Raw genomic sequence first — 18095 nt, forward strand, 5'->3', positions numbered from 1 at the left:
GTGAGTTAACCATCATGGAGAGCCCGAAATGCCCAGCCCACTGCGCCCGGAGCAACGCCGGTTTCCGCTGCATGTGCACATCAGCGTCATGTTCACCTTCCTGTTGCTGCTTACAGGAATCGTGCTGGGCCTGTTCAATTACCACCAGACCACGCAGATCATCCTCTCGAGCAGCGAAAAACTGTTCGAACGGATCGAACAGGACGTGCGCCTGGACATGGCGGCCACCTATCAGCCGATCCGCCATTTGCTGAGTTTGCTGGCGGACAACCCCGCCACTCAGGCTGCGCGCCTTGAACAACGCATGCCCCTGCTCCGCCCCTTCAGCCAGTCGCTCAGCGACAATCCCAACCTGGCGTCGCTGTACCTGGGTTATGCCAATGGCGACTTCTTCATGGTCCGTCCACTGCGCAGCGCAGCACTGAAAACGCTGCTCAAGGCCCCTGAAGCGGCGGCGTATCAGGTCTGGAGCATCGAGCATGACCCGCAGGGCGCGATGCACTCGCAATCGCTGTTTTTCGATCAGGCACTGACCCCGACAAGCCGTCAGGACAACCCAGGCGACCGCTACGATCCGCGCAGCCGTGCCTGGTTCAACGATGCCCGTCAACAAGAGGAACAGATCACCACCGAGCCCTACGTGTTTTTCTCCACTCACAATGTCGGCACGACCTTGGCCCGGCGCAGCGGCGAGAACGCCGTGATTGGCGCGGACCTGACGCTGGTCGCCCTGTCCGCCGCGCTGAGTAAACATGTCGTCACCCCCTCCACCGAGATTGCCCTGTTCGACGCCGAGGGCAACGCCGTGGCCTACCCCGACAGCGAGCGCCTGATTGTCGACGGCAGCACGGCCTCTCTGGCCAAAGCGGCGGACCTGAGTCCGGGCTTGCATACCCTGTTGTCCGGCGCAGCCAAGGGCAATCGCGTGGAAGCGGAGGGGCGCCACTGGATCGTCGCCCGCAGCAGCATTCAAGAGGGTGGCCCGAAAGGTTTGCAATTGGCGTTGCTGGTGCCGGAAGACGAGTTACTGGTCGATGCCTACCGTTTGCGCTGGCAAGGCGCGCTGGTCACCCTGGCGACCCTGCTGCTATGCCTGCCGCTGGGCTGGGTGATTTCGCGGATTCTGGTCAAGCCGTTGCACGCGCTGGTCAAGGAAGCAGACGCCATCCGCAGTTTCGATTTCAATTTTCCGTTGGCACGCCGCTCGCCGGTGCTTGAAGTCGACCAGTTGAGTGTGTCGATGGCACGAATGAAAGACACGCTGGCGAGTTTCTTCCAGATCACCGACACCCTGGGCGCCGAAACCCGCTTTGCCCCCCTGCTGCAGCGGGTGCTGTTTGAAACGGTGCAGATTGCTCAGGCGCAGGCAGGGCTGATCTATCTGCGTGAAAGCGACAGCAGCCGCATGGAGCCTTACGGCCTGGTGATAGATGGCACGCCACAGACCCTGGAGGCGTTCGACATCCAGGGCCACGACCTGCAGCAGAGCAACGGCCCGGCGTGGTTCAGACAATTGGTCAGCGCCAACAACGTGGTGAGCAACTTCGGCTTTGATCAGGCCGGCGACTTGCAGAAGGTCCTGCTGGCAATGCAATCGCCGCGCATCCATCTGATCGGCATCCGCCTGCACAACCGCCACGACGAAACCATCGGCCTGCTGATTCTGCTGGTGAGCGACAGCGGCACCGCAGCCGATCTGGAAAAACTGCGCCCTGATCGCATCGCTTTTTTGCAGGCTGTGTCCGGCGCGGCGGCGGTGAGCATCGAGAGCCAGCGTCTGCAAGCCCGTCAGAAACAACTTCTCGACGCCTTTATTCAATTACTCGCCGGTGCCATCGACGCCAAGAGTCCGTATACCGGCGGGCATTGTCAGCGCGTGCCGGAGCTGACACTGATGCTTGCCCAGGCCGCAGCAGCCAGTCAGGCGCCGGCCTTCAGCGCCTACCAACCCAGCGAAGATGAATGGGAAGCCTTGCACATTGCCGCGTGGCTGCACGACTGCGGCAAGGTCACGACGCCGGAATACGTGGTCGACAAGGCCACCAAACTGGAAACCATCAACGACCGCATCCACGAGATCCGCACACGTTTCGAAGTGCTCAAGCGTGATGCCTGGATCAGCTATTGGCAGGCGCGCGCCCTGGGCGGCGATGAGACCGCATTGGCCGAACTGCGCGACGCCACGCTGACGGCGCTCGACGACGATTTTGCCTTTGTCGCGCGCTGCAATCTAGGCAGTGAAGCGATGGCCGAAGCAGATCTGCAGCGCCTTGATCATCTAGGCCGACGCACCTGGATGCGTACCCTTGATGACCGGTTGGGTGTGTCCTGGGAGGAGAATCGGCGTCAGTCGCGCACGCCGGCACCGAGCTTGCCGGTCAGTGAAAAGCTTTTGGCGGACAAGCCCGAGCACCTGCTCGAACGCGACCCGAACGAGTTGATTCCCGAAGACAATCCATGGGGCTTCAAGCTGGATGTGCCGCGCTACAAATACAATCGCGGCGAGCTGTATAACCTGAGCATCAGCCGCGGCACCTTGACCCGCGAAGAGCGTTACGTGATCAATCACCACATGGTGCAGACGATCATGATGCTCAGCCACCTGCCCTTCCCCGGCCACCTCGACAGCATTGCCGAGATCGCCGGCGGTCATCATGAAAAAATGGACGGCACCGGTTACCCGAAACGCCTGAAGCGTGAGGACATGAGCCTGCCGGCGCGGATGATGGCGATTGCCGATATCTTCGAGGCGCTGACCGCAGCCGATCGCCCGTACAAGAAAGCGAAAACCTTGAGTGAGGCGTTGGCGATCATGGCCACCATGTGCCGCGAAGCACACATCGATGCCCAGCTGTTTGGTTTGTTCATCAACGACGGCGTGTACATGCAGTACGCCGTGCGTTTTCTCGATCCCGCGCAGATCGACAACGTGGATCCGGCCAGCCTGCTGCACAAGGCTGGCCTCACCGCGTGATCAGCAGTCGGTCAGACGCAGGAAAATCGCCGCCAGTTGCTCGATACCGGCCTGATCCTGCGCACCGAAACGCGCCAGTTTCGGGCTGTCGAGGTCAAGTACACCGATCAGGCGACCGTCCTTGACCAGCGGCACGACCAGTTCACTGTTCGACGCGCTGTCGCAGGCGATATGCCCCGGGAACGCGTGCACATCTTCAACGCGCTGGGTTTGCCGAGTCGCTGCCGCCGCACCACACACGCCACGACCGAACGGAATGCGTACGCAAGCGATCTGCCCCTGAAACGGGCCGAGCACCAGCTCTTCGTTACGGTTGAGGTAAAAACCCGCCCAGTTCAGATCATCGAGCTGGTTGAACAGGAACGCCGAAAACTGCGCGGCGTTGGCGATGAAATCGCGCTCGTCCGCCAGCAGCGATTCCAGTTGTGCGGCCAACATGCCATAGCCTTCGAGGCCTTGGCCGCTTTGTTGCAAATCAATCATGCCTTGTGCTCCAACAATTTCAGTCCCACCCAGTAACGGGCGAATTGGTACGCGCAACGTCCGTTGCGATTACCGCGGCCGGTGGCCCAACGCACGGCAAGGATGTCCAGTTCTTCGTCGCGCTGCCAGCTCAGGCCGGCCTTGGCCGCCAACTGGCCGATCCAGTGCTCGACGACGTTGAGGAAGTGTTCTTGAGTAAACGGGTAGAACGACAGCCACAGACCGAAACGGTCCGACAGCGCGATCTTGTCTTCCACGGCTTCGCTGGGATGCAGTTCGCCGTCGACGCGTTTCCAGTTTTCGTTGTCGCTTTCCTTCTCCGGCACCAGATGGCGACGGTTGGAAGTGGCGTACAGCAAGACGTTGTCCGGGGCCTGCTCAAGCGAACCATCAAGCACGCTTTTGAGCACGCGATAATCGCCTTCACCGGATTCGAACGACAAGTCATCGCAAAACAACACGAAACGTTGCGGCAGTTTGCCGATCTGCTCGACCACCCGCGGCAGATCTGCCAGATGATCGCGCTCGATCTCGATCAGGCGCAGACCCGCGGCGGCGTGTTCCGCCAGCAAGGCCCGCACCAGCGACGACTTGCCGGTACCGCGCGAGCCCCACAGCAGCGCATGGTTGGCCGGCATGCCATCGAGAAATTGCTGGGTGTTGCGCCCCAGTTGTTCGAGCTGACGGTCAACACCGATCAGGTCGGACAGGCGCATGTCGAGGCTGACTTCCAGCGGCAACAAGTAGCCGCTGCGCCCGTCGCGCTGCCAGCGCGCCGCCAGACAAGTGCCCCAGTCGATCACCGGCCGTGGTGCCGGCAACAACGGTTCGATCCGCGCCAGAACCGACTCGGCGCGTTCAAGAAAAGCATTCAATCGGGAATCCACGTCTTCTCCTCGGGCACATTCACAGTGATGATGACGATCCAGCGACGACACACAGATAAAAATCACCCTACCAAGCCTTGTTACAAGGCGATTCGGGAACCTCGGTATCCATACATGATCGACTATGCTTGAGCAGCGAAGGGAAACGGAAGTGGTTCAACACCCCATGGATATCAAATTCACCCACCGGCTGTCATACAAGCAAGCCAGGCTTACTGTGCTGGTCGGGTTCATTCTGGGCACGCTGCTCAGCCTGCTGCAAATCGGCATCGATTATGCCAGTGAAGACGCCTCCATCAACCGTGAAATCCTGTCTTTGCTGGAAATCAGCCATAACCCGGCCTCACGGATTGCCTACAACATCGACGCCGAACTGGCGCAGGAACTGACCCTGGGCCTGTTGCGCTCACCGGCGATCATTTCTGCGCAACTGATCGACAACAACAATACGGTGCTGGCCAGCGTCAAACGCCCGGAACTGCAAAGCGGTTATCGGGTGATCAGCGACTTCCTGTTTGGCGCCAAGCGCCAGTTCGAGGATCGTCTGTATCTGGATCACCTGCCCAACGAATCGCTGGGGGTCTTGAGCCTCGAGGTCGACACCTATGCCTTCGGCAGCCGTTTTCTGCGCCGGGCCGAGGTGACCCTGCTCAATGGGTTCGCGCGCAGCCTGATTCTCACCGGCATCCTCTTGGCGCTGTTCTACGTGATGCTGACCAAACCGCTGGTGCGGGTGATCCGCGAACTCAGTGGGCGCGACCCGCGCAGCGCCGAGCCGACTACGCTGGAATGTCCGTCCGGCCACGGCAACGATGAAATCGGCGTGCTGGTCAAAGTCGCCAATCAGCAATTCGAGAACATTGCCACCGAGATTCAACAGCGGCGCAACGCCGAAAACCGCCTGACCGACTACCTCGGGCAACTGGAAAACATCGTCTCGGCGCGCACCGCCGAACTCAAGGCGATCAACGCGCGGCTCAGCCAGTCCAATCAGGAACTCGAAGTCGCCCGCAGCACCGCCCTGGAAATGGCCGAAGCCCGCTCGGCATTCCTCGCCAACATGAGCCACGAGATCCGCACGCCACTCAACGGCCTGCTGGGGATGATTGCACTGTCACTCGACGGCCCGTTGAATGCCGAACAGCAGCAACAGCTGTCGATCGCTCACGATTCGGGCAAGGTGCTGGTCGAATTGCTCAACGATATTCTCGACCTGTCGAAATTCGATGCCGGGCAACTGGAGCTTGAGCACATCCCGTTCGATCTTGGCTCGTTGATCGAAGACACCGCCAACCTGCTATCGCAGAACGCGGCGCCAAGCGTCGAGCTGACCTGCCTGATCGATCCGCACTTCCCTGCACTGGTGCTGGGCGATCCGACTCGCGTGCGGCAGATCGTCAGCAACCTGCTGTCCAACGCCCTGAAATTCACCCGTTTCGGCAGGGTAGACGTGCGCTTGTCGACCTACCAGGATGGCGTGCGCATCGAGGTCTGCGACACCGGCATCGGTATCGCCCAGGACGCGCAACTGAAAATCTTCCAGCCATTCACTCAAGCGGGCGCCGGCATCACTCGACAGTACGGCGGCACCGGGCTGGGACTGGCGCTGACCTACAACCTCTGCGAAGCGATGCAGGGGCGCCTGACCATCAGCTCCGAGACCGGTTTTGGCAGTCAGTTCTGTGCCGAGTTGCCTCTGCCGTGTCATACCCGAGCGTTGGTCCCGGCACCTCTGCATGGAAAAGTGCTCGCCATCACTGCGGCCAGCAGCGGTCTGGCGGAACTGTTGCAGAGCCTGCTGCCGGTCTGGGGGCTTGCGTATGAGCAGCGCACCATCGATGACTCACTGTTGGGCCTGACCCCGGACGTGGTGATTACCGATTGCCCTGAGTGCCTTTTCGGCTTGCGCCCGACGCTCGTTGCGCCGATTTTGCTGGTGACCGCCTACGGCAGCTTTCTGCCGAGCGAAGAAGCGGCTGCGCTCGCGCCTCTGCAACAACAGGCACGACCGTTGGCGCGCAACGCGCTTTACCAGAACCTGCGCCGCACCCTGCAACCGGACGTCGTTGCCATTAACGATGCGCAGCTCGAAACCGCTCCCTCGGTGCGGCGCGGGCGGGTGTTGCTGGTCGAAGACAACCCGGTCAATCAGTTGGTGGCCAAAGGCATGCTCGGCAAACTGGGCTGCGAGGTCATCGTCGCTGCCCATGGTGCCGAAGCGCTCGATCAGTTGGAGTATCACGAATTCGATCTGGTGCTGATGGACTGCAACATGCCGGTGATGGACGGCTACGAAGCCAGCCGGCAGATCCGTCAAAGCGGGCGCTGGCCGCACCTGCCTATCGTCGCCCTGACTGCCAACGCCATGTCCGAGGAACGCGAGCGCTGCCGTGCGGCCGGTATGAGCGACTATCTGGCCAAGCCGTTCCGCCGTGAAGAACTCGCGGCCCTGCTCGATCAGTGGATCCCGACTACGACAGCGCTTTGATCTGCCCCAACAAGTGATCGAGGCCGTCACGCAGGTCGTTGAGGCGGTCCAGATCGACCCCGCTGTCGCACAGCAACCGGGCCTTGAGCGGCCCGACCTGTTCGCGCAACGCTTGGCCGGCCGGTGTCAGGCTCAGGTGGACTTCCCGTTCATCACGCGTGGAACGCTGGCGCTGCACCCACTGCAACTGCTCCAGACGCTTGAGCAACGGCGTCAGCGTGCCCGAGTCCAGTGCCAGGCGCTCGCCCAAGGCCTTGACGGTCGGTTGCTCCGGCGCGGCGTCCTGCCATTCCCACAACACCAGCATCGCCAGATATTGCGGGTAGGTCAGACCGAGCTGATCGAGCATCGGCTTGTAGGCACGAATTACCGCTCGGGAGGCGGCGTACAACTTGAAGCACAACTGGCTGTCGAGCTTCAGCGAATCGACCGGCAGGCTGTTCATTTGAGCAGGGCTTCGATCTCGCCGCTCAGCTCCTGCGGCTTGGTGGTCGGGGCAAAACGCTTGACCAGTTTTCCGTCCTTGCCAATCAGGAACTTGGTGAAGTTCCACTTGATGGCCTGGGAGCCAAGCAGACCCGGCGCGCGTTTTTTCAGTTGCACGAATAGCGGATGCGCGTCGGCACCGTTAACGTCGATTTTCTTGAACAGAGGGAAGCTGACACCGAAATTCAGCTCACAGAATTCACTGATCGCCCCTTCGTTGCCTGGCTCCTGCTTGCCAAACTGATTGCACGGGAAGCCCAAAACCACCAGCCCCTGATCCTTGTAGGTCTGCCACAGCTCTTCGAGGCCTTTGTACTGTGGGGTGAAACCGCATTTGCTCGCAGTGTTGACCACTAAAACCGCTTTGCCGGCGAAATCGGCCAGGGTCTTTTGCTCACCCTTGATGGTGGTGCACGGGATGTTCAGCAGGTTGTCGCTCATGGCACTGGGCTCCGCAGACAGTCAGGAAAGGCCAAACATAGCGAGCAATTAAATTGTGTGCAATTTAATTATCGAATAACAAGGCGACCCGAAGGTCGCCTTCAATCGTTTAAGCGCGCGGTTCGAGGTTCAGACACACCGAGTTGATGCAATACCGCAGGCCGGTCGGCGGCGGGCCGTCGGGAAACACATGACCCAGATGCGCATCGCAGCGCGCGCACTTCACTTCCGTGCGGATCATGCCGTGCGTGGTATCACGGATTTCGGTCATCGCGCTTTCGCCAATCGGCGCGTAGAAGCTCGGCCAGCCGCAGCCGGAATCGAATTTGGTCTTGGAGTCGAACAACGGCTCGTTGCAGCAAACGCAGTGATAAACGCCGTCGGTTTTGGTCGCGTTGTATTTGCCGGAGAACGGTCGCTCAGTGGCACTGAGGCGGCAAACCTCGTACTGCTGCGGGTCGAGCATGGCTTTCCATTCTTCCAGGGTTTTTTCCAACTTTTCCATCATCACACCTCAGCGGCTGAAAAAGCCCGATCTGTACCTTTTCCACGGATCGGGCGGCACGTATGATTGCGCCTCGTCACGCACCAGTCTGGCAGCCAGACCGGGCGCATTCAAACGGATTATGGGAGCCACGGCTCAAGACGTCCGCCTGTGTGAAAACACAGGAATCCCAGCACGGTTGTCCATCCACCGCCTGGATCGTTCATTTTCGGGATCACATCGCCATGCAGTTCAGCAAATCGAACAAGCTCGCCAACGTCTGCTACGACATTCGCGGCCCGGTGCTCAAGCACGCCAAACGACTGGAAGAGGAAGGCCAGCGCATCCTCAAGCTGAACATCGGCAACCCGGCGCCGTTTGGTTTCGAAGCGCCGGATGAAATCCTCCAGGATGTGATCCGCAACCTGCCGACCGCGCAAGGCTACAGCGACTCCAAAGGTCTGTTCAGCGCGCGCAAAGCGGTGATGCAGTACTACCAGCAAAAGAATGTCGAAGGTGTCGGCATCGAAGACATCTACCTGGGCAACGGCGTGTCCGAGCTGATCGTCATGTCGCTGCAGGCGCTGCTCAACAATGGCGACGAAGTGCTGGTGCCGGCCCCGGACTATCCGCTGTGGACCGCCGCCGTCAGCCTCGCCGGTGGCAATGCCGTGCATTATCTGTGTGACGAGGGCGCCGACTGGTTCCCGGATCTGGCCGACATCAAGGCCAAGATCACCCCGAACACCAAAGCCATGGTGATCATCAACCCGAACAACCCGACCGGCGCGGTGTATTCGAAGGAAGTGTTGCTGGGCATGCTGGAAATCGCCCGTGCGCACAACCTGGTGGTGTTCTCCGACGAGATCTACGACAAGATTCTGTACGACGATGCCGTGCACATCTGCACCGCGTCGCTGGCCCCGGACCTGCTCTGCCTGACCTTCAACGGTCTGTCGAAGTCGTACCGTGTGGCGGGTTTCCGTTCCGGCTGGATCGCGATCTCAGGGCCGAAGCACAACGCGCAGAGCTACATCGAAGGCATCGATATGCTGGCCAACATGCGCCTGTGCGCCAATGTGCCGAGCCAGCACGCGATCCAGACCGCACTGGGCGGCTATCAGAGCATCAATGATCTGGTGCTGCCGCAGGGTCGTCTGCTGGAGCAGCGCAACCGCACCTGGGAATTGCTCAACGACATTCCCGGCGTGAGCTGCGTCAAGCCGATGGGTGCGCTGTACGCGTTCCCGAAAATCGATCCGAAGGTCTGCCCGATCCACAACGACGAAAAATTCGTCCTCGACCTGCTGCTCTCCGAGAAGCTTCTGGTGGTACAGGGCACGGCGTTCAACTGGCCGTGGCCGGATCACTTCCGCGTCGTCACGCTGCCTCGCGTCGATGATCTGGAAATGGCCATCGGCCGCATCGGCAACTTCCTCAAGTCTTACCGCCAGTAACTGGCCAGCAGTGCGCAACGGCCAAACGTTGCGCACTGTCTGATTCAGCAACACTTCTGCGTTCCACCTCCGCGCACGCCTTCTACACTTGCGATTCATACCGGTTACCTGCGTCCGGCGTAATGGCGACGGGTCGCGGCTGGCCGTCATCCCTATCAGTTTCTGTCGTGGGAAATGTGCCGAGCACCGAAGAATCTGCTGTAGGACACAGTTTGAAATAGTCACTCAGTTGAATAGCCCGGTGCAGCACCTTATATACCCCGCAGTACGCTACATCTTTAGCTTGAGGAGATTTCTACAACCATGATGCGCATCCTGCTGTTTTTGGCCACTAACCTGGCGGTCGTGCTGATAGCCAGCATCACCCTGAGCCTGTTCGGCTTCAACGGGTTCATGGCGGCCAACGGGGTTGATCTCGACCTTAGTCAGCTGCTGGTTTTCTGTGCAGTCTTTGGTTTCGCCGGCTCGCTGTTCTCGCTGTTCATCTCCAAGTGGATGGCGAAGATGAGCACCGGTACCCAGATCATCAGCCAGCCACGTACCCGGCATGAGCAATGGCTGCTGCAAACCGTTGAGCAACTGTCCCGCGAAGCCGGGATCAAGATGCCCGAAGTCGGTATTTTCCCGGCCTACGAAGCAAACGCCTTCGCCACTGGCTGGAACAAGAACGACGCGCTGGTCGCGGTCAGCCAGGGCTTGCTCGAGCGCTTCTCACCCGATGAAGTGAAAGCCGTACTGGCCCACGAAATCGGTCACGTGGCAAACGGCGACATGGTCACGCTGGCGCTGATCCAGGGCGTGGTGAACACCTTCGTGATGTTCTTTGCGCGGATCATCGGCAATTTCGTCGACAAGGTGATCTTCAAGAACGAAGAAGGCCAGGGCATCGCCTACTACGTGGCGACCATCTTCGCCGAACTGGTACTGGGCATTCTCGCCAGTGCGATCGTCATGTGGTTCTCGCGCAAGCGCGAATTCCGTGCCGACGAGGCCGGCGCACGTCTGGCTGGCACCAGCGCGATGATCGGTGCACTGCAACGCCTGCGCGCCGAACAGGGCCTGCCGGTGCACATGCCGGACACCCTGAACGCCTTTGGCATCAACGGTGGCATCAAACAGGGCTTTGCCCGCATGTTCATGAGCCACCCGCCGCTGGAAGAGCGTATTGACGCGCTGCGTCGTCGCGGTTGATCTGACCGGTAACAATGAAAAGGCCCGCAGTGATGCGGGCCTTTTTTGTTGCCATGATTAGTTCGCGGTTGCTGATGGCCCTATCGCTGGCAAGCCAGCTCCCACAGTGGGCTGTGGCGTTTTGAAGATAGAGAGAACACGATTGAACCCTGTGGGAGCTGGCTTGCCAGCGATGAGGCCAGTACTCCCCCTAAAGAGCTATAGGCCAGAAACGCGGTACACCCGCTCCTCAAGTCGCGTCACGCCCGCCTGCAGGAACTTCCAGCTCTCGCCCAGCACATCCTGCTCCTCGAGCACTTGCACCTGCCAGGCATCCCCCAGCAACCGCTGCACCTCATCATCCCCCACCGCAAACGGCGGCCCCGGCATCTGCGCCTGATCGTAATCCAGCGTGATCAGCAACCCTTGTACACCTTGCGGGAGAATCCGCTGAAGATGCGCCGCATAACGCTCACGCATCGGCGCGGGCAAGGCAATCAGCGCGGCACGGTCGTATATCGCCGCGCAATCGGCCACATCACTCGCTGTCAGCGCAAAGAAATCCCCACACCACAACTCGATGGCGTCACCCCGATAGACCTTGAACGCGCCCTTCTCGCTGATCTGCGGCTGCACCTGATGTTCACTGAAAAAGTCCTCGATAGCCTTTTCCGACAATTCGATCCCGAGCACCTGATGACCGCGCCCTGCCAGCCACGCCAGATCCAGACTTTTCCCACACAAAGGCACGAGCACTCGCGCCGTTTCAGGTGCCGCCCAGTGCCGCTGCAGATAAGGGTTCACCTCGGGCAGATGGAAACCGATCTGGCCGGAAGCCCACTTCTTGTGCCAAAACTCAGGCTGCATGCATCACTCCCAATAATTCGATCAAAAAGCATCAAAACTTATATTAGATTTAGATCAATGATCTGACTGAAGATGAGGCCATCTTAACGCTCAGGAACCCATCATGTTTCCAAGCCTGTTTATTTCCCACGGTTCACCCATGCTCGCGCTGGAACCCGGCGCCAGTGGCCCGGCGCTGGCGCGTCTCGCAGCCGAATTACCGAAACCCAAAGCCATCGTGATTGTTTCTGCGCATTGGGAAAGCCACGAGTTGCTGGTCAGCAGTAACGCGCAACCGGAAACCTGGCACGACTTCGGCGGCTTTCCGCGTGCATTGTTTGAAGTGCAGTACCCGGCGCCGGGCAATCCGCAACTGGCTGCCGAAGTGGCTGATTTGCTGGCAGCCAACAACCTGACTGCCCGCCTCGACCCACAACGTCCATTCGATCATGGTGTTTGGGTGCCGTTGTCGCTGATGTACCCGCAGGCGGATATTCCAGTGGTGCAGGTTTCGCTGCCGAGTCGCGCGGGCCCGGCGCTGCAAACCCGGGTCGGCCGAGCGCTGGCGAGTCTGCGTGATCAGGGCATTCTGCTGATCGGCTCCGGCAGCATCACCCACAACCTGCGCGAACTGGACTGGCACGCCGGCCCGGAAAGTGTCGAGCCGTGGGCGCGGGATTTCCGTGACTGGGTGATCGAGAAGTTGGCGGCGGACGATGAGGCGGCGCTGCATGATTACCGCCAGCAGGCGCCGAATGCAGTGCGCAGCCATCCGAGTGATGAGCATTTGTTGCCGCTGTATTTTGCCCGGGGCGCGGGAGGAGAGTTCAGCGTGGCGCATAAAGGCTTCACGATGGGCGCGTTAGGGATGGACATCTATCGCTTTGGTTAAAAGCAAAAGATCGCTGCCTTCGGCAGCTCCTACATTTGGAATGCGTTCCCTCTGTAAGAGCTGCCGAAGGCTGCGATCTTTTGATCTTTCAGGCAGACAAAAAAATCCCCGAACCAGTCGGGGATTTTTTATGTTCGATCAATCAGCCCAAGGGCGGATCAATCTTCGCGGTAGCGACGCAGTTTCAGCTGCTTACCGGCAACGCGAGTGTCCTTCAGTTTGGTCAGGAGTTTGTCCAGACCATCTTCCGGCAGCTCGACGAGGCTGAAGCTGTCACGCACCTGGATGCGACCGATCGCTTCACGGGCCAGACCGCCTTCGTTGAGGATGGCGCCCAGCAGGTTTTTCGCAGCGATACCATCACGCGCACCCAGCGCGGTACGGCAACGAGCACGGCCTTCGCCCAAAGGCATTGGCGCGCGACGCTCGCGGTCACCACGATCAGGACGATCACCGGTGCGCTCAGGACGGTCGCCACGCGGTGCGTTGTTCGGCACCAGTGGACGTTCCTTCTCGATCGCAGCCAGGTTCAGCGCTTGACCGTTGGTGGCTTTGCGCAGCAGCGCAGCAGCCAGAGCACGCGGAGTGCAGCCGATGTCTGCAGTCAGACGATCGAGCAGATCACCGTGAGTCGATTCGGCATCAGCGACCAGCGGCGACAGGCTGTTGGTCAGTTTCTTGATGCGTGCATCGAGAACAGCTTGAGCGTCCGGCAGGCGAACTTCGGCAACTTTCTGACCGGTTACACGCTCGATCACTTGCAGCATGCGGCGCTCACGTGGAGTCACCAGCAGCAGTGCACGACCTTCGCGACCGGCACGGCCGGTACGGCCGATACGGTGAACGTAGGACTCTGGGTCGTACGGCATGTCAACGTTGAACACGTGAGTGATGCGCGGAACGTCCAGACCACGAGCAGCAACGTCGGTCGCAACAACGATGTCCAGACGGCCATCTTTCAGCGAGTCGATCACGCGCTCACGCTGGTTCTGGGCGATGTCACCGTTCAGCGCCGCGGCTTTGTAGCCTTTGGCGTCGAGGGCGCTGGCCAGATCCAGGGTCGCTTGCTTGGTGCGCACGAACATGATCAGTGCGTCGAAGTCTTCCACTTCCAGCAAGCTGAGAACGGCCGAAGTCTTCTGGTCAGCGTGAACCAACAGGTGAGCCTGTTCGATCGCGGTAACGGTCTGGGTCTTGGTCTGGATTTTCACGTGTTGCGGATCGCGCAGATGGCGTTCGGCAATGGCGCGGATCGACTGCGGCAGGGTAGCCGAGAACAATACGGTCTGACGGGTAGGTGGCAGAGCCTTGAAGATGACTTCCAGGTCATCCATGAAGCCCAGTTTCAACATTTCGTCAGCTTCGTCGAGAACCAGGTGGTTCACGGTCGACAGCACTTTTTCGTCGCGACGCAGGTGGTCGCACAGACGGCCCGGAGTGGCGACAACGATCTGTGCGCCATTACGGATTGCTTTCAGTTGCGGGCCCATCGGCGCGCCGCCGTAAACGGCCACAACAGTAACGCCCGGCATTTGCTTGGCGTAAGTTTCGAAAGCGGTTGCTACTTGCAGCGCCAACTCACGAGTTGGCGCCAGGATCAGGGCTTGCGGTTCGCGCTTGGCAGGATCGATGCGGTGCAGGATAGGCAGTGCGAACGCGGCGGTTTTACCGGTACCGGTTTGCGCCTGGCCAATCATGTCCTGGCCGGCCATGATGATCGGGATCGATTGCTGCTGAATCGCCGAAGGCTCTTCGTAGCCAGTCGCTGCGACGGCTGCAAGAATATTCGGGTTAAGATTAAAAGCGGCGAATCCGCCGGTTTCCTGGGTCATGGGTCTGCCTCTAAGTGCATCCGCAAAGACCCATGCTCCAAAGCTGCGCATGCCGTGTTGAGACTCAAGAGTCGCCCTGGCAGCTTTGTCGGCGGGGATTTGCGAAAACGAATGAATGAAAAAAAGAATCGTCCGGGAAGAGCCCGCAATGCGGACGTGCAGCCGAAGCTGACTTCGGGAAATTGCGCTACCTAAACGCGGCCCGGTTAAAGGCCGGCGCGCACTATACCGGATTTTGCCCAAAAAGGGAGCTTTTTTTATCGTCAAAATACCTGTGTCACCGCTGTGTAACGGGGTTTTGCGGATAATCGCGCCAAGGTCTATTTTTCAAAGGCCCGGCCCTGCTGGCGATGACGCTTAAACGATTCATCGATGTGCGGCATACCGTCGCTGCACCCGCCCTTCCCGCCCGAGGATTTCGCCATGAATCAGCCCAGCCCCGGCCGCGTCAGCCGTGAACGCCGTGGTCACGTCCACCTGATCGGCCTTGATCGAGCGGCCAAGCGCAATGCTTTCGACCTCGACCTGCTCAATGACCTGAGCCTGGCCTATGGCGAGTTCGAGGCCGACAACGAGGCGCGGGTAGCGGTGGTGTTTGGACATGGCGAACACTTTACCGCTGGTCTGGATCTGGTGAATGCCAGCTCGGCGTTGGCCGAAGGTTGGCAGGTTCCGACCGGCGGTTGCGATCCGTGGGGTGTTTTCGTCGGGCCTCGGGTGAGCAAACCGGTGATTGTCGCCGCGCAAGGCTATTGCCTGACCATTGGAATCGAGTTGATGCTGGCCGCCGACATTAACCTGTGCGCAAGCAATACCCGTTTCGCGCAAATGGAAGTGCAGCGTGGGATTTTTCCTTTTGGTGGCGCGACTTTACGTTTTCCCCAGATGGCCGGCTGGGGGAATGCGATGCGCTGGTTGCTGACCGGGGATGAGTTCGATGCGCACGATGCGTTGCATTTGGGGTTGGTGCAGGAAGTGATGGCCAGTGAAGACCTGTTGCCGCGGGCGATTGAGTTGGCTGAGCGGATTGCCCGACAGGCGCCGTTGGGGGTGCAGGCGACGTTGCTGTCGGCGCGCCAGGCGCGGTATGAGGGTGAGACGGCGGCAGCGCAAGGGTTGCCGGCGCTGGTGAAGAAGTTGCTGGCCAGTGAAGATGCCAGGGAGGGGGTGCGCTCATTGGTGGAGCGGCGACCTGGCATATTCAAGGGGATTTGAGAATTATGTCGCCTGTCAGGGCGCCATCGCTGGCAAGCCAGCTCCCACAGTGACCGAGTCGTTCACACATTTTGCGTGCGGCGCGAACCCTGTGGGAGCTGGCTTGCCAGCGATGGGGCCAGCACTGACGCCTCAGGTGGCCGGGCGAATACTGTTGATCAACGACTGCAACGAATACCCCAACTTCGGCGCCAGGGCTGCAGCCCGCGCAGTCAGCGCCTGCAGGTCCAGCACCTGATCGAGATCCGCCGGCACAATCAGAATCACATTGCCCTCCTTCACCGGCAGCTCCCAGTAATGCCGGTGATAGAGCCCACGCAACAACGCCGCGCCCAGCGGCTTGCCGTCATCGGTGGCCCACTGATTGATCACCAGCCAGCCGCCCGGATTCAAACGCTTCTGACAGTCGCCAAGAAAACTCCAGGCCAGATGCCCGACGCCCGGCCCGACATCGGTGTACAGGTCGACGAAAACCAGATCCGCAGGCTCGGCGGTCGGCAGCAATTCCAGCGCATCGCCAACGCGGATATACAAACGTGGATCATCATCCAGCCCAAGGTATTCGATCGCCAGACGCGGCACATCCGGGCGCAACTCGATGGCTTCGACATCTTCCAGCGGCAGAAACTTGAGGCACGCCTGAGTCAGCGTCCCGGCACCGAGCCCGAGAAACAGCGCACTCTCCGGCTGCTCATGGCACAACGCGCCGATCAGCATCGCGCGGGTGTAATCGTATTCCAGCCAGCTCGGGTCTGCGGTGAACACGCAGCTCTGCTCGATCGCATCGCCGAACTCGAGAAAGCGGTAATCGGCCACTTCCAGCACGCGAATCACGCCGAACTCATCCTGTACTTCGGCGAGCAGATGCTCGACGCGCTCCTCAGTCATTTCGTCTCCTGATGGTCACCGGGCGCGGTGACGCGATGGCACCGCTGTGGGGCCGTGGCAAAGCGGCGATTGTCGGCGATGGGGCGGGAGCAGGTCACGCACTAATTGCTGCTACCATGGGCTTCCCGTGCGTAGAACCAATTAGAGACCGTGATGAGCCAACCGTGGAGCCCTGACAGCTGGCGCGCCCTGCCGATCCAGCAACAACCGCAATACCCCGACGCCGCGCACTTGCGCCAGGTCGAGCAAACCCTGGCCAGTTATCCGCCGCTGGTGTTTGCCGGTGAAGCGCGCGAACTGCGCCGGCAGTTTGCCGAAGTCACCCAGGGCCGGGCCTTCCTGTTGCAGGGCGGCGATTGTGCGGAAAGCTTTGCCGAGTTCTCCGCGGCGAAGATTCGCGACACCTTTAAAGTGTTGCTGCAAATGGCCATCGTCATGACTTTCGCCGCCGGTTGCCCGGTGGTCAAGGTCGGGCGCATGGCCGGTCAGTTCGCCAAGCCGCGCTCGGCCAACGACGAGACCATCGACGGTGTGACCCTGCCGGCTTATCGCGGCGACATCGTCAACGGCATCGGTTTCGACGAGAAAAGCCGCGTACCGGATCCGGAACGTCTGCTGCAGTCTTATCACCAGTCCACCGCGACGCTGAACCTGCTGCGCGCGTTCGCGCAGGGCGGTTTTGCCGACCTGCATCAGGTGCACAAGTGGAACCTCGACTTCATCGCCAACTCGGCGCTGGCCGAGAAATACAGCCATTTGGCCGACCGCATCGATGAAACCCTGGCATTCATGCGCGCCTGCGGCATGGACAGCTCGCCGCAACTGCGCGAAACCAGTTTCTTCACTGCCCACGAAGCGCTGCTGCTGAACTACGAAGAAGCCTTCGTGCGTCGCGACAGCCTGACCAACGATTACTACGATTGCTCGGCGCACATGCTGTGGATCGGCGACCGCACCCGCCAACTCGACGGCGCTCACGTCGAATTCCTCCGTGGCGTGAACAACCCGATCGGCGTGAAGGTCGGCCCGAGCATGAATCCGGATGATCTGATCCGCCTGATTGATGTGCTCAACCCGGACAACGATCCGGGGCGCCTGAACCTGATCGCGCGGATGGGTGCGAACAAGGTTGGCGATCACCTGCCGGCGCTGATCCGCGCGGTGCAGCGTGAAGGCAAGCAGGTGCTGTGGAGTTCCGATCCGATGCACGGCAACACCATCAAGGCCAGCAGCGGCTACAAGACCCGCGACTTTGCGCAGATCCTCGGTGAAGTCAAACAGTTCTTCCAGGTGCACGAAGCGGAAGGCAGCTATGCCGGCGGCATTCACATCGAGATGACCGGGCAGAATGTCACCGAGTGCATTGGGGGCGCGCGGCCGATTACCGAAGATGGCTTGTCGGACCGCTATCACACGCACTGTGATCCGCGGATGAATGCGGATCAGTCGCTGGAATTGGCGTTTTTGATTGCCGAGACGCTGAAGCAGGTTCGCCGCTAAGATTCGACATCTTTATCGCTTTAACTGGCCTCATCGCTGGCAAGCCAGGCTC

At 60.2% G+C, this 18095-nt stretch carries 15 protein-coding genes; 7 read left to right on the top strand and 8 right to left on the bottom strand.

Annotated features, from left to right (window positions below; all coding sequences use genetic code 11):
* Positions 1–28 precede the first annotated feature (28 nt).
* Positions 29–2974 carry an HD domain-containing phosphohydrolase gene (locus ACM6IN_RS24090; protein WP_414916819.1) on the top strand — a complete coding sequence of 982 codons (2946 nt, stop codon included), beginning with the start codon at positions 29–31 and terminating at the stop codon, positions 2972–2974.
* Here ACM6IN_RS24090 and ACM6IN_RS24095 read toward each other — a convergent pair whose 3' ends face one another.
* Positions 2975–3457 carry a GAF domain-containing protein gene (locus ACM6IN_RS24095; RefSeq protein WP_007908634.1) on the bottom strand — a complete coding sequence of 161 codons (483 nt, stop codon included), beginning with the start codon at positions 3455–3457 and terminating at the stop codon, positions 2975–2977.
* Positions 3454–4344: an ATP-binding protein gene (locus tag ACM6IN_RS24100; protein ID WP_007908631.1), complete on the bottom strand. Its 891-nt coding sequence runs from the start codon at positions 4342–4344 to the stop codon at positions 3454–3456. The genes ACM6IN_RS24095 and ACM6IN_RS24100 overlap by 4 nt, the downstream gene beginning before the upstream one ends.
* 166 nt (positions 4345–4510) lie before the next feature.
* Here ACM6IN_RS24100 and ACM6IN_RS24105 point away from each other — a divergent pair, with 166 nt between their 5' ends.
* Positions 4511–6832, top strand: a complete 2322-nt coding sequence (locus tag ACM6IN_RS24105) for a response regulator (protein WP_007908628.1) — start codon at positions 4511–4513, stop codon at positions 6830–6832.
* Here the strand turns inward: ACM6IN_RS24105 and ACM6IN_RS24110 are convergent.
* The 3 genes from ACM6IN_RS24110 to msrB form a co-directional block, all read right to left on the bottom strand.
* Positions 6816–7277 (bottom strand): MarR family winged helix-turn-helix transcriptional regulator, encoded by a 462-nt coding sequence (locus tag ACM6IN_RS24110; protein WP_007908626.1) that lies wholly within the window; start codon positions 7275–7277, stop codon positions 6816–6818. The genes ACM6IN_RS24105 and ACM6IN_RS24110 overlap by 17 nt on opposite strands.
* On the bottom strand, positions 7274–7759 hold the full coding sequence (locus ACM6IN_RS24115) for a glutathione peroxidase (protein ID WP_414916820.1): 486 nt from the start codon (positions 7757–7759) through the stop codon (positions 7274–7276). The genes ACM6IN_RS24110 and ACM6IN_RS24115 overlap by 4 nt, the downstream gene beginning before the upstream one ends.
* A gap of 109 nt (positions 7760–7868) precedes the next feature.
* Complete coding sequence (gene msrB, locus ACM6IN_RS24120; RefSeq protein ID WP_007908622.1) at positions 7869–8264, bottom strand: peptide-methionine (R)-S-oxide reductase MsrB; 396 nt, start codon at positions 8262–8264, stop codon at positions 7869–7871.
* Between the two features lie 224 nt (positions 8265–8488).
* On the opposite strand from msrB, the gene ACM6IN_RS24125 reads away from it, so the two are divergent.
* Together ACM6IN_RS24125 and htpX are read left to right on the top strand one after the other, a co-directional pair.
* On the top strand, positions 8489–9700 hold the full coding sequence (locus tag ACM6IN_RS24125; RefSeq protein ID WP_007908620.1) for a pyridoxal phosphate-dependent aminotransferase: 1212 nt from the start codon (positions 8489–8491) through the stop codon (positions 9698–9700).
* 303 nt (positions 9701–10003) lie between these two features.
* Complete coding sequence (htpX, locus tag ACM6IN_RS24130; RefSeq protein WP_007908619.1) at positions 10004–10891, top strand: protease HtpX; 888 nt, start codon at positions 10004–10006, stop codon at positions 10889–10891.
* Between the two features lie 198 nt (positions 10892–11089).
* Here the strand turns inward: htpX and ACM6IN_RS24135 are convergent, their stop codons facing one another.
* A complete protein-coding gene (locus ACM6IN_RS24135) occupies positions 11090–11737 on the bottom strand; it encodes a thiopurine S-methyltransferase (protein ID WP_095113033.1) in 648 nt (215 codons plus the stop codon).
* A gap of 103 nt (positions 11738–11840) precedes the next feature.
* Here ACM6IN_RS24135 and ACM6IN_RS24140 point away from each other — a divergent pair, with 103 nt between their 5' ends.
* Complete coding sequence (locus ACM6IN_RS24140; RefSeq protein WP_414916821.1) at positions 11841–12608, top strand: DODA-type extradiol aromatic ring-opening family dioxygenase; 768 nt, start codon at positions 11841–11843, stop codon at positions 12606–12608.
* A 158-nt stretch (positions 12609–12766) separates the two neighbouring features.
* Here the strand turns inward: ACM6IN_RS24140 and ACM6IN_RS24145 are convergent, their stop codons facing one another.
* Positions 12767–14440 (bottom strand): DEAD/DEAH box helicase, encoded by a 1674-nt coding sequence (locus ACM6IN_RS24145; protein WP_007908612.1) that lies wholly within the window; start codon positions 14438–14440, stop codon positions 12767–12769.
* A gap of 423 nt (positions 14441–14863) precedes the next feature.
* Between ACM6IN_RS24145 and ACM6IN_RS24150 the strand changes: the two genes are divergently transcribed.
* Positions 14864–15655: a crotonase/enoyl-CoA hydratase family protein gene (locus tag ACM6IN_RS24150; protein ID WP_414916822.1), complete on the top strand. Its 792-nt coding sequence runs from the start codon at positions 14864–14866 to the stop codon at positions 15653–15655.
* A 132-nt stretch (positions 15656–15787) separates the two neighbouring features.
* Here ACM6IN_RS24150 and ACM6IN_RS24155 read toward each other — a convergent pair whose 3' ends face one another.
* Positions 15788–16543: a spermidine synthase gene (locus ACM6IN_RS24155; protein ID WP_007908609.1), complete on the bottom strand. Its 756-nt coding sequence runs from the start codon at positions 16541–16543 to the stop codon at positions 15788–15790.
* Between the two features lie 153 nt (positions 16544–16696).
* Here ACM6IN_RS24155 and ACM6IN_RS24160 point away from each other — a divergent pair, with 153 nt between their 5' ends.
* Positions 16697–18043, top strand: coding sequence for a class II 3-deoxy-7-phosphoheptulonate synthase (locus tag ACM6IN_RS24160; protein WP_003226774.1), 1347 nt, complete (start codon positions 16697–16699; stop codon positions 18041–18043).
* Positions 18044–18095: the final 52 nt, after the last annotated feature.

The sequence above is a fragment of the Pseudomonas sp. IT-P395 genome (genome assembly GCF_949767675.1).
Lineage (GTDB): Bacteria > Pseudomonadota > Gammaproteobacteria > Pseudomonadales > Pseudomonadaceae > Aquipseudomonas.